Origin of the sequence: Methanospirillum hungatei (assembly GCF_020216685.1) — an archaeon.
Lineage (GTDB): Archaea > Halobacteriota > Methanomicrobia > Methanomicrobiales > Methanospirillaceae > Methanospirillum > Methanospirillum hungatei_B.
Window position 1 is genome coordinate 1 of record NZ_JAIWNS010000140.1, and the last position, 13,770, is coordinate 13,770.

Genomic DNA, 13,770 nt, shown 5'->3' on the forward strand with positions numbered 1-13,770 from the left:
CTACTGCTGCCTTACTTAACATATTTGCATCGGCAACAAGAGCGTTGACAGCGTCGATACACGAATTCAGATTATTTTTGATGGTGTTGAAATCGCCATTGTACTGATCCGTGATCTTTTCAGGGATATCCCCTTTGGAAATACGATCAACATATTCAGCAGCAACATTGAGCGGCCCGATGACTGCATCAAGCGTATCATTCACGCCCTCAACGATCTTCCGGAAATCGCCTTGGTGTTTCGTTGCATCTGCACGGGTCTCTAAACGACCTTCTACTGCTGCCCTGGTGAGCGTCAGAACATCCTGGATCGCTGCTTTTTGAGAGGAAAGATCAGTAATAAACTCTACCGCACCGGTGCAAACCCCTTCTTCATTTATCACAGGGGTTGCAGTGACAAGTATCGGAATATCTTTTGAACCGATATGAGCAACAGTCTCTTCAGTAATAACCCGACGTTCCCGGATACTTCGCATGGTCGCACAATTCCCACCCTGACAGACATCAGTTTGAAACAGGGTATGGCAAATTGTCCCGATCAGATCCTCCGGATTTTTCTGAAAGAGGTCTGCTCCTGCCTTATTGATATGAGTAATCTTCTGGCTGGTATCAATGGCAATGACAGGGGTTGCAACACCGTTGAGTACCCCCTGAATCTCCTTACCGGCGCGTTGTAAATCATCTTCCTTTTTCTTGATCTCAGTAAGATCCTCAAAATATTCAACCGCTCCGATGACCTCACCTGAATCATTATATAAAGGTGATGCGTAGTAGCGGATGGGGATATCTTTCCCCAGAATATGAGCAACAGTCTCGCTCTCAATCTTCCTCTTTTCCCTCATTGCCCGAAGGGTCGCACATTCGCCCCCGTCACAATCGTCGGTCCTGAATAATTCATGGCATTTCTGACCAACAGCCTGCTCACGGGTCATAGCAAGGACTTCTAGAGCTGCATCGTTGATCATCTGAATTGTCCTGTCAGGACTTATTTGAATAACCGGCGTTGCAATTCCATCCAGAATATTCTGACAGAATCCTAAATCATCTCTATCAAAAGCCATCCGAAATCACCAATGCTAAGTAAATAAATATAAACAGTGATGGGTATAACACGATTTATTTGCCCGGCATTGACGCCATGCACATCGCTCCCCTTATTATATCTGAATAAAAAACAGAAACATATGCCAAGCCAGGAGAGTGACATTGCAACCAGTTCACGTATCCTGGAATTATTATCCGACGCCCCACAGGGAGCCAGTATCGGGGAGATATCATCTGCCCTCCACCTGAACCGGAACCTGGTTGCAAAATATCTCTCTATTCTTCACATGCAGGGCAGGGTTGAACTGCGATCCTATGGGAAAGTTAAACTCTACAAAATAACCACGAGAATACCATTCCATGCCCTTTCGCTGGTTACCCGTGGCTGTGTCATAGGTCTTGACCAGCTCTTTTATGTCAAGGAGGTTTTAGGCTATTGCCGGGAGATGACCGGATCAGATACGAAAGAATTATTATCAAAACCATTTTCAGAAATATTTCATCCGGCATTTACCGATCCTGTTGTAAAAAAATACATACAGGAGTACCGGAATGGAGCAGTCGCACCTCCTCTGTATAAGGAGATATCCTGGAGAAAGCGAGGGTTTGATCTGACGGTTGTTCCCTGTATATTTGATGACGGGACACAGGGACTTGCACTTATTCTTGCCGAACAGGCACACAATGCACCCTCCCATAAAAAAGAGAAGAACCAGATCAGAACCTACCAGTACCTGACTCATGAGACCCCGAACTTTATCCTTCATCTGAGTGCCGAAGGGGATGTTCTCTATCTCAATGAATCATATGCCACCTATTGCAATGCACGAGTATCAGATCTCCTTCATACCAATGGAATCCCTCTTGCTACCCATGATGATTTTATCCGAATCAAAGAGGGTGTCCTTAAGAACTGGTCGCTGAATGAACCAACAATCAGTGATATTCAGGTTGTGATGGATGACGGATCTGTCAGGTGGCAGACCTGGGTATTTCACCCTCTCAGAGAACAGGGCATCCTGACCGAACTTCACGGATATGGCAGAGATATAACCGATGAACGTGAGAGAGAGAATCTCTACCTGCGACTTCAGAAAGAGTTCAATCAGGATGTTCAGGAGAAAACATCAGAACTTCGTGAGATTACCGCACAATTAAGGAAGGAGATCGACGAACGTAAGTCACTTGAACTGGCACTGAAAAGAAGTGAAGAAAAATACCGGAAACTCACTGAAATTACCACCGACATCATCTGGGAGACTGATCTCTTTGGAACAATCGTATACATCAATCCAAAAGCAACATCAATCCTGGGGTATTCTCCCGAAGAATTGGTCGGGAAGAAGATCTGGAATAAAATTAATTCAGATTACAGAAGTCATATTGAACACTATTTTTCAGGGGCTACATGTTCGTCATTTGAACAGATTGCATTCCCTATGACCCGATCTGACGGGTCAGAAGTATGGATCGAATTTTCCGGTATACCGCTGTTTAATGATGATCATCAGTTCTCCGGGTATCGGGGGATCGGCAGGGATATAATTAAATCAAAATTGATTGAAGAGCATAATCAGAGACTTCGTGCAATAATCGAAAATACTCCTGATATTGTCAGAATTTCAGATATTCATGGAGATCTTCTCTATATGAATAAGGCAGGAAGGAAGATCCTGAAAATACCTGAAACAGAAGATATCACCAGATATAATAATGCCAGTTTCATGACTTCTGATGACTGGACTAAGATTCTTGAAGGTCGGAGTATTGCCATAAAAGACGGGATCTGGCAGGGACTGACCAGACTTATCGCAACCGACGGAACCATCATCCCCGTATCGCAGGTGATCATCGCCCATAAGAAAGGTAACGGAGAAGAGATGCTCTTCTCCACGGTGGCCCGGGACATATCAGAGATAACCAGATTCAGACAGGAACTTGAAGATGCCAGCATCTACAGCAGGAATCTTATTGAAGTAAACCTTGATCCACTTGTTACCATAGGTCCTGACGGGAAGATTCAGGATGTCAATCATGCAACCGAGATGGTAACCGGATATGCCAGGGACAAACTCATCGGAACGGATTTCTGTGCATACTTTAAAGACCCAAAAAAAGCAAGGGAGGGATATGAACGTGTTTTCTCACAAGGGTATGTCAGGGATTATCCGCTTGAAATCATCCATAAAGACGGTCATAGCACTCCGGTCCTATACAACGCATCAGTGTACCAGGATAAAAACGGAAATGTGCAGGGAGTGTTCGCAGCAGCACGGGATATCACAGAGATCGTAAAATTCCAGAAAAAACTGGAAGAATCTAATAATTATACGCGGAATTTAATCGAGGCATCCCTTGATCCTCTGGTTACCATCGGCAAGGATGGAAAGATTCAGGATGTCAATCATGCAACCGAGATGGTAACCGGATATGCCAGGGAGAACCTTATCGGAACCGATTTCTGCGCATACTTTAAAGACCCAAAAAAAGCAAGGGAGGGATATGAACGTGTTTTCTCACAAGGGTATGTCAGGGATTATCCGCTTGAAATTATCCATAAAGACGGTCATAGCACTCCGGTCCTATACAATGCTTCAGTATACATGGATAAAAACGGAAATATTCAGGGAGTATTCGCAGCAGCACGGGATATCACTGCTCTGCTGGAAAGTGAATTCACACTTGCAGAGTCACAGGATTATTACCTGAAGATTCTGGATGAATTCCCAAACCCAATATGGCGCTCAGGGCCTGATGCAAAATGTAATTACTTCAACAAAGCCTGGTTGAAATTTACCGGCCGAACTCGTGAGGAAGAAGATGGAGACGGGTGGGCAACCGGCGTTCACCCGGATGACCTGGAACGGTGCATATCGATATATCTCTCTTCATTTGATAAAAAAATCCCATTTTATATACAATACCGGCTGCGCCACCATGACGGAACATATCACCGGATTGCTGACTATGGTGCTCCCTTATATGATCTGAAGGGCGTGTTTACCGGATATATCGGATCATGCTACGACCTTGATGGAAAGGAGATCTTATGATACGGGTTCTCTATGTTGATGATGATCCCCTGCTCCTTGATGCCGGACGGCTCTATATCCAGAAGTTAAGTGATTTCACGGTCGACATTGCTGAATCCGCAGCTGAAGCAATAATCAGGCTTGGACAGATCTCCTATGATGCGATCATTTCTGATTATCAGATGCCGGTCATGGATGGCCTCTCGTTTTTAAGGCACCTTAGGGAAAACAACAATACCATCCCCTTTATTCTTTTTACCGGGAAGGGAAGAGAGGAGGTAGTCATTGAAGCACTCAACAATGGTGCTGATTATTACCTGCAAAAAGGCGGACAGCCACGGGCACAGTTCACTGAGCTTATCCATAAAGTCAGACTTGCCATTGAAAAGCGTGATTCTGAAAAAGAACTTCGCCGGTCACACCAGCAGATTAAAGATATTATCAACCATCTCCCGGACCCAACCTTTGCCATTAACCTGAATGGTGAAGTAATCGCCTGGAACCGGGCACAAGCGGCTCTTACCGGTCTTTCCGGCGATGACATTATCGGGAAGGGAGATGGGATCTATGCAAAGGCGCTGTACGGGGACATCCGTCCCATGCTTGTGGATGCGATACTGAATGAAGACATTTTAATCTCGAATTATTACCGGGAGCTATCCAGAGATGATGACACGATCACCGGAGAGACTTCATGGATACAAACGCCACATGGAACCCGTATTCTCTGGGGAAAGGCAAGTCCGCTCTATGATGAAAACGGGACCATAACCGGGGCAATCGAAACAGTCAGGGATATCACATCAATCAAAAAAACGGAGCAGGACCTTTTAAACGCAAACCAGAAATTATCAGATATCATTGATTTTCTACCGGATCCAACATTCGCCATCGACACAAAGGGAGTAGTCATCGCCTGGAACCATGCTATTGAGGAGATGACCGGTGTTATAAAAAACGATATCATCGGGAAAGGGGATTATGTGTATGCCATCCCGTTCTACGGCGAACGAAGACCGATCCTCATTGATTTTCTATACAAAAACTGGGAAGAGATCAGGGATTCATATGACTATGTTCATGAAAATAATGGACATCTTATCGCTGAACTGTATAACCAGAAGATGTACAATGGCAAGGGTGCCTACCTCTGGGGGATTACTGCCCCGCTCAAAGATGTAAGGGGAAATATTGTCGGAGCAATAGAGTCCATACGTGATATTACTGAGCGCAAACAGATTGAAGCAGAGATATTAAAGCGGAATGAAGAACTCGCTGTAGCCTATGAAGAACTCAGTGGAAGTTATGAAGAAATTACAGCCAGCATGGAAGAGATAAGGGCACAACAAGAGCAGACTGAGAGGAGCGAAACCAGATTTCAAAGCCTTATCGAACATCTGCCTGATGGAATCATCATTGTGCAGGATGAACACATCCGGTATGCAAACCCAGCGGCCCATGAAATGCTCACCTACAACCCTGAAGGGGGCCTCATTGGCAGACACCTGACACATATCGTTGATGCCTCTTCATTCCCAAGGTTCTCATTTCAGTTGTCCGGTGCTGAAAATCTTCGGGGCTCATACATTGAAGAATACTTTATCCGATCTGACAGGAGGCAGATTCCCGTGGAAGTCGCCTCATTCCCCTGCACTGACATGGAGGAAGGGGACAGAATCGTCATCTTCAGGGATATTTCAGAACAAAAACGATCAGTTGATGCAATTCGCCTGGCACATAAAAAAATGGAGATGTTATCCGGCATTACCAGGCATGATATCAGGAATCATATCAGTACGATTGCGTCCTTACTGGAATTTCTGACGCCTGATACCCCTCAAGAGGAGTTCCAGCCCCTGAAAGAGAAGATCGATGCAGGGATTTCCATGATCAAATCTGACATTGAATTCTCTAAAGATTATGAGCAGCTTGGCAGCAATATCCCCTGCTGGTTCTCCCTGAAGGAACTTTTTACATCTGCATTTTCAAACCGGGAAAGACAGGATCTGTCATGGTCATATACAGAACCGGATGCAGAGATCTATGCCGATCCCTTGGTCGCCAAAGTGCTCCCGAACTTAATTGATAATTCAATCAGGCATGGAGAACGGGTCACCCAAATTTTTATCCTCGTCGAGTCATCACCGGATGCTCTGAATATCATATACCAGGACAACGGATGTGGAATTCCAGATGATGTGAAAGAGCTAATCTTCCAGATTGGATATGGAAAACATACCGGTTTTGGACTCTTTCTTATCAGGGAGATCCTGCAGATAACGGGCATTACCATCACCGAGAACGGAACATTCGGGGAGGGGGCACAGTTCGTTATCTCGGTTCCCAAGGGAAGGTTCCGGAGAGGTTCGTGATAAGGAATATTTTTTAATACTATTCTCGCAGGGCATTTCACCGGTAATTCTAACAGCCAGGACATATAAGTGTACAATCATTAAAACGGAATGAAATACTCAATTCACATGACGCAGAGAAAACTTCCCATCGGAATTCAGTCATTCCAGGAGATTCGAACAGGAGGATATGCATATGTGGATAAAACGCCATATATTGCGTCACTTGTGCGGGAAGGAAAATACTATTTTCTATCTCGCCCACGGAGATTCGGGAAAAGTCTTTTCATAGACACCCTTGATTGTGCTTTTTCCGGAAGGAGTGATCTGTTCACAGGTCTGTACCTTCACTCATTGGAATCCGGTTGGGATTTTACACACACATATCCGGTTCTCAGAATTGACTTTGCTGGAGGAACACTCCGAAGTTCATCTGACCTGACAAACCGCCTGCACAGGATCCTGGATAGCTGGGAACATAAGTACTCAATAGGACATTCAAATGGTTCTCCTGGTGACCGGCTCCTCACCCTCATCCCCCAAATTTCTGAAAAAACACAATCACAGGTCGTTATACTTGTTGATGAATATGATAAACCAATCCTGGATAATCTGGGTGATTCACACCTGGCCACTGATATGAGGGATCTGTTAAAGGATTTTTATGGAGCGATAAAACCACTCGACGTTCATGTGAAATTTGTTCTGCTCACCGGTGTCTCAAAGTTTTCAAAGACCGGAATATTCTCCGGACTGAATAACCTGAAAGATATAACGCTTGACCGCCGGTATTCAGCAATCTGTGGGTACACACAGGAAGATCTGGAGGACGTATTTGCAGAATGGCTTTGCCAGTTTCAAAAGCATGAGGTCAAAGAGTGGTATAACGGATACAGCTGGACAGGCCAGCCAGTCTATAATCCCTTTGACATTCTTCTGCTTTTTGACCAGGGGATATATAAGGCCCACTGGTTTGAAACCGGCACTCCGACATTTCTCATTAACCTGTGGAAGCAAAGCCCACGCCTTCCTGCAGAATATGAAAATCTCATCGCGGGTGAGGAGTTACTGGGATCCTTTGATACCGATACCATCCGGTTAGAGACGCTGCTCTTTCAGACAGGATATCTCACGATCCGGTCATGGGTAAGCAATGCTACTGAAGGAACCTGGTATACTCTGGGGTTTCCAAACAGAGAGGTCAGGGAGGCATTTAACAAACAAATACTACTCCTTTTTAATTCAAAAAAACAGGTTCCCCTTCCCTTAATCAGGACGGCTTTTGAGGCTGGAGATACTGAAGAATTGCGTTCACTCATACATGCATTCTTTGCATCCATCCCTCATGACTGGTACAGAAAAAACCAGATAAAAAAATTTGAAGGATTTTATGCCACTGTCCTGTACGCCTACTTTGCCAGCCTTGGGTATGAAATTATTCCTGAAGACACGACAAATAAGGGAAGGATTGATCTTACCGTAAAAACCAGAACAGCGATATGGATTTTTGAATTCAAAGTACTCGGCCTTGATACCTCCAGGGATACAAGCCCTCTGACCCAGATTAGAGAAAGGAGATATGCAGAAAAGTACTATTCCTATCAAAAAAAGATTTATGAGATTGGAATCACATTTAACCCGCAAACGAAAAATATCGATACATGGGAAGTCGGATAAGTTATGACCCATTATTTCTGAAGTATCAAACTCACATCATATACCTTGTATCCTGTATTACCAAAACAGTAGATGATAGAAAGGGACAGATCTGCTTCAGGATATTCCTTCTTTAAATCCATTGCACACCCGGATATCTGCTCAATATCTCCTTTTTGGATCTCAAATTCATCAGGTTTACAATAAAACTTCTGAAACTCAGTATTTGAATAGTATTTAAATTCAATTATCCAGCGTCTCCCTGCAAATTTTTCATTATATTTACCAATAAATTCAAGATCGCTCCTTCCTGACGGATAGGAGTGTTCAATAGTAAAGGTAAACCACTTGGAGAGAAACCTGCTGCAGAGTTCATAAAAGGTCGTCCGGTAAAAATTTTCATTCACCTTGATAAAGACTGCTTCAGGAAGCTGACCGATATATTCCTGCCAATACCCTGAAAACAAGGACGAAATATTAGGATTCCGGATAAAATCTTCCATAATGCCGGTATAACGGGTAGAAGCATCAATCCGGTAGATATCGTTGAAGTACTCTACAAATATCTTTTTCATGGAAAGATTCGGAAGACAAAGATTGAAATCGTCATACTTTGTTAAAAGACCCAGGTAAAAAAAAGAAATGGGATAAAATTGTGGTTTAAAAAAGTCAGTAATATTAAACTGGGTAACCAGTGCCCCCTGGTCATACTGAATGAGCTCTTCAGAAGTTAACTGGCTGACAATCTTCTCTGTATTTTCCGGATGAGCACCGGTTATCCGTTCCACCCATGAAAGATCGGTTCGGAGATTCATATCAATAAGATTATCAGGTATGGTTCTGAACCTGCAAAATTCACGGAGAAAATACATAACCATTGTCGAGTTATACAAACGATTTCCACCGGTCGTATTGACAAAGCGGTACCCGTCATACTGATTCTTCATCACTTCAAGAACTGCTGATTTGGTTGCCGGATCAAATCGATAATCCTGATACACCTCATCGATAAGATGTCGGATATCAGGTTCGGTAAATCCGAGCATCCCCTCAAGCTGAGGATGCAGTGTAATAAAGTCAGCGATATTATACGCAGATGTAAGATCGTCAATCTTGATCGGGAGAATGCCGGTAATGAATATGTTCGCGATTGCACCTGATTGCCTCCCTGACTTTAAGACTTTAAAGAAGGATTTTAAAAAACTATCATAAGCGGTTAATTTTTGATACAGAAAATACTGGTGGGTTGTAATGAGATGATTCGCAAAGTTATCATATTCGTCAATGATCACATAGAGCTGAGGTCCGCTTCTACTGACAAGATAATGCAATAGTATTGATAGGTTCGTTGAGACACTATCATCAAGATCTATATCCGGGCAACTCCCCATCCATTCAGAATATTTTTTCTGCAACTCAAGGAGTGCAGCATTACAGATCCGTCTGAAGTTACGTTCAATCCCTGATATTTCACCAGAACACTCTATGGTCGAGAGATCAAGTGAGAGAATGAGATAAGAATTCTGTTTTCCTGTCGGGTTTTTCCCAATCCAGGTCGGCCCAAAGAGATCACTGAACCTGTCTGCTTCATTCAGATCATAATAATACCGAAGCATTGAACAAAAGAGGGACTTTCCAAAACGGCGTGGCCGAAGGAATACCGGGTTTGCAATGGACTCTATCTTTCCGATATACTCCGTTTTATCAATGAAATATGTCTGCTTGAGCATGAGCTCGGCATAATCATGATCCCGTACGGTACCAGCCGTTCCATCGTGAGTACTTATGAATTACCTAGTATTATGTATTGAGAATATATTCTGAACATTCGAAGGATTTAAAAAAATTTAAAATAACAAGACGGGTGAGATTTATATCTTAAATCTTTTCATCTCATCATTGGTTACCGAAACAACCTCATTAATCTCGTTGATAATAGTTGTTATCTGTTCAACCACAGTCAGTGCCTCTTCTGCAGTGGCAGAGGAATTCAGGGCATCTTTTGCAGTGTTCTTGACAAGTCCGCTCATCTCATGAATGCTTGCGGTAATCTCTTCAAAAGAAGCAGCCTGTTCTTCTGTTGCTCCGGCCACACTGGTCATATTATGACTGATCTTTGCCACTGATTCAGTAAGATCGGTGAATGCCGTTATGGTCTCCTGAACTGCTCTCTCACCCTGATTGATAGCAGAACCAGCCTGTTCCATGGCAGTGACAGCTTTCATACTCTGTGACTCAAGATTACTAATCATTGTCGCGATCTTCTGTGCAGATTCACCGGTCTGGTTTGCAAGTGCCTTTACTTCACCAGCAACGACGGCAAACCCAAGACCGGCTTCACCAGCACGTGCAGCTTCAATTGCTGCATTCAGGGCAAGAAGATTGGTCTGCTCCGATATGTCGGTGATGATCCCGATGATCTTGGTAATTTCATTCATCTGCGACTGGATATCCCTAATTACAACTTCGACCTCAGCAGATGAATGTTTGATACTCATCATCCCATCTTCAGCACTTGCTGCAGAATCCACCCCCTTTCGTGCAAGCTCATCTGCTTCATTACCGGCCCGGGCAACCGCTTCAACATTGGAAGACACCGATGCAACGGTACTGGTAAGATCCTCCATGGCCCGAAGAACCTGGGAAATTCCTTCCTCACTCTGCTCTGCGTTGGTCTTGGTCTGTTCAGCATTATTAGCAATGATCCCTGCACCACGCCTGACATCATCTATACCAACCGTTGCCTTTGTAGCATGAACCGCCAGATCATTCATCTGCCGGGTCACAATCTCAAGTGCCTTTGAGACCTCACTTCCAATGGCATCAAGGGCCTGCCTGAATGCAAGGAAATCACCCATTACCTGGATATCATGAGGGAATCGTGCAGTAAAGTCGCAGTCGGCATAGCTCTTTGCGAGATGAATCGCTCCGTTCAGTGGATGGAAAAGTGCTTCCAGTGTTGCGTTAAAACCAATAATGATCTCACGATATGAACCTGCCAAATTACCTGGATCTCCACGAACGGTAAGATCTCCGGCTGATGCCCGCTCAGACAAGGACTCCAGTTCATGAATCACGGATTGTAATGACGTAAGGGTATTTTTAAGAGCAGGAGTGATCTGATCATTTCTCCCTCTTACTGTGAGATCTGCAGTGAGATCTCCGGCAGCAATCTGGTGCATGGTCCCGACCACGTCGTGTTCAAGATAATCAGAAAAACGGTCAAACATACCGGCCATTTCTCCAACTTCGTCCTTTCGTTTCAGATGCAGACGACCGGAAACAACACCCTGACTCATCTGATCAAACTGCTCCATCACCTGACGAAGGGGCAGAGCAATACTCCTTGTTACAAGAACTGCAAATCCCAGAGCAATTGTTACTGCAAGAATACCCAGGATTATCATTACCGGAACTATCCGATCCTTTTCAGCACGACCTTCCTGTGCAATCTGTTCAGCATGGGTGAGAATACCGGATTTTAGTTTATCGAACGTATCGACTGTAGCCCGGCGTGCATTTGCATGACTTCCACCATTTGCTATGGCAACCAGTGCCTCATCATTCTTCCCCTCAGATAATAATGAGAAGACTCCCTGCGCAGCCGATTTATACGCATTCCATTGTTCTTCGAATTTTTTCAGATTCTGTTGTACATCGGATGATAATGAAACTGTTTTCAGATGCGCAATCTTCTCATCGATTTTTTGTATCTCACCAGTAATCCGATCATAATCCTGGGTCCGCTCTGCAGGAATAGCGACAATCCGAAAGACGAGTGCACGAATCGAATTGAGTGAGGTTTCGATCTCTGATACCTCAAGAAGCGGTATTGTTCCATCAGAATAGACCTTATCCATCCCGATGCTGATAGAATTCATCCCGATAAAACCAATCACTCCAACAAGGCCCATCAGGAGGATGACTATGATAAAACCGATAAGAAGACGCGGCCCTATCCGAATATTTGAGATTGTATCCATTATGCTCATGATATCCACTGATGATAACGTTCGCTTAAACAAAATAATATGAGAATTAATTCAGCTTTTATTCTTATATGTGAACTTTTCCATCTCGGTGCCAATCGTTTTGACCACTTCATTAATCTGGCCAATAACATTTGTTATCTGATCCACAACCGCAAGAGCCTCTTCACTGGTTGCAGATGAATTCAGGGCGTCCTTTGCCGTATCCTTCACAAGCAGACTCATCTCGTTCACACTTGCAGTAATCTCCTCAAATGATGCTGCCTGTTCTTCTGTTGCACTGGCAACCATCTCCATATTCCGGGTAATGTCCTCAACCGATGTGGTCAGCGTATTAAATATGCCAAGTGTCTCTGACAGAGCGGCACTTCCTTCTGCAACCGCCGTTCCTGCTTCAGCCATCGCTCCGGATGCTGCATCACTCTTCTTTTGCAGATCACTGATCATGTCTGCAATATGTTCGGCAGACTGTCTGGACCGCTGCGCAAGTGACTTGACCTCCGCTGCAACCACCGCAAATCCCTTTCCTGCCTCACCGGCCCTGGCAGCTTCTATGGCGGCATTTAATGACAGAAGATTGGTCTGGTTCGCAATGTCAGTTATGAGATCCACGATCTTCACGATCTCATGCATCTGTGCCCTGATCTCTGCAAAGATCGTCTCAACCTCTTCGCTCGTCTTGGTAATACTCTGCATGCCTTTATCTGCTTTTCCAGCCGCACCAATCCCCTGTTTAGCAAGATCATTCGCCTGGACACTCAGACCGGCAACCCGCTCGGCATTTGACGATACTTCAGATATTGTCCTGGTGAGATCTTCCATGGTCTGCAGGACCTGATTGATACCATCTTCACTCCGCTCGGCATTCTGCTTTGTCTGGTCTGCATTCTTTGCAATGAGCTCAGCTCCCCTGCTCACATCCTCTATTCCGGTCCCTGCTATCTCTGCCTGGTGAGCAAGTTGTTTCATCTCCCGGGCGATAACTGAGAGGACTTCAGAGACATTCATCCCGATCGTATTCAGGGCATCTCTCAGGAGGGCAAGGTCCCCTTCAATCTTCAGATTCCGGTCAAACTCCGCTGCAAAGTTGCCTGACGCATATAAATTCGAGATTCTCTGGATCTCCTGAATAGCGCTCTGAACAAAAATACCGATATTATTTAATGAGTTTTTAAAGAGGACAAAATCTCCTGCAACACGGAGGTTCTCATCAACACGGGTTGAAAAGTCAGCCTTCGCATATCGTTCAGCAACCCGCATCGCCTCTTTCACCGGACCGATGACAGAATCAAGCGTATTATTCACACCTTCAACGATCTTCCTAAAGTCCCCCTGATGCTTCGTGGCATCAGCACGAGTATCCAGTTTCCCATCTATTGCAGCCTGTGCCAGGAGATTAGAATCAGAAATCAGAAGATTTACCGCATCAATACACTGATTCAGGTTATTCTTGATCTCATTGAAGTCACCGTTGTAGGTATCAGTGATCTTCGGGGGGATGTCACCTTTCGAGATACGATCCACATACTCGGCAGTCACATTGATCGGATGGACAAAGGCATCGATGAGATCATTGACACCACCAACAAGAGTACCCCAACCGCCGGGGAAGTTTTTCGCATTTCCACGGGTATCAAGCTGGCCAGCCTTCGTCGCAGTGATGAGATCGCCGGTCTCTTTCAGGAGACCATTCATGATA

General features: G+C 44.6%; 7 protein-coding genes. 3 read left to right on the forward strand and 4 right to left on the reverse strand.

Annotation, left to right across the window (positions count from 1 at the left end; genetic code table 11):
* On the reverse strand, positions 1 to 1,060 hold a 1,060-nt coding region (locus LDL35_RS08985), incomplete at its 3' end, for a PAS domain-containing protein (RefSeq protein ID WP_304021915.1).
* A 123-nt stretch (positions 1,061 to 1,183) separates the two neighbouring features.
* Here LDL35_RS08985 and LDL35_RS08990 point away from each other — a divergent pair.
* The 3 genes from LDL35_RS08990 to LDL35_RS09000 all read left to right on the forward strand — a co-directional run bounded on the left by LDL35_RS08990 (position 1,184) and on the right by LDL35_RS09000 (position 8,103).
* Positions 1,184 to 4,096 carry a PAS domain S-box protein gene (locus LDL35_RS08990; RefSeq protein ID WP_304021918.1) on the forward strand — a complete coding sequence of 971 codons (2,913 nt, stop codon included), beginning with the start codon at positions 1,184 to 1,186 and terminating at the stop codon, positions 4,094 to 4,096.
* Positions 4,093 to 6,447 carry a PAS domain S-box protein gene (locus LDL35_RS08995; protein ID WP_304021920.1) on the forward strand — a complete coding sequence of 785 codons (2,355 nt, stop codon included), beginning with the start codon at positions 4,093 to 4,095 and terminating at the stop codon, positions 6,445 to 6,447. Before LDL35_RS08990 ends, LDL35_RS08995 begins: the two co-directional genes overlap by 4 nt.
* 108 nt (positions 6,448 to 6,555) lie before the next feature.
* The gene (locus LDL35_RS09000) at positions 6,556 to 8,103 is read left to right on the forward strand and encodes an ATP-binding protein (protein WP_304021922.1); all 1,548 of its coding nucleotides are present in this window, start codon (positions 6,556 to 6,558) and stop codon (positions 8,101 to 8,103) included.
* Positions 8,104 to 8,114: 11 nt separating this feature from the next.
* Here the strand turns inward: LDL35_RS09000 and LDL35_RS09005 are convergent, their stop codons facing one another.
* The 3 genes from LDL35_RS09005 to LDL35_RS09015 form a co-directional block, all read right to left on the reverse strand.
* Complete coding sequence (locus LDL35_RS09005; RefSeq protein WP_304021923.1) at positions 8,115 to 9,812, reverse strand: AAA family ATPase; 1,698 nt, start codon at positions 9,810 to 9,812, stop codon at positions 8,115 to 8,117.
* 141 nt (positions 9,813 to 9,953) lie between these two features.
* A complete protein-coding gene (locus LDL35_RS09010) occupies positions 9,954 to 12,065 on the reverse strand; it encodes a methyl-accepting chemotaxis protein (RefSeq protein ID WP_304021925.1) in 2,112 nt (703 codons plus the stop codon).
* A gap of 60 nt (positions 12,066 to 12,125) precedes the next feature.
* A partial coding sequence (locus tag LDL35_RS09015) for a methyl-accepting chemotaxis protein (protein WP_304021928.1) occupies positions 12,126 to 13,770 on the reverse strand: 1,645 nt, incomplete at its 5' end.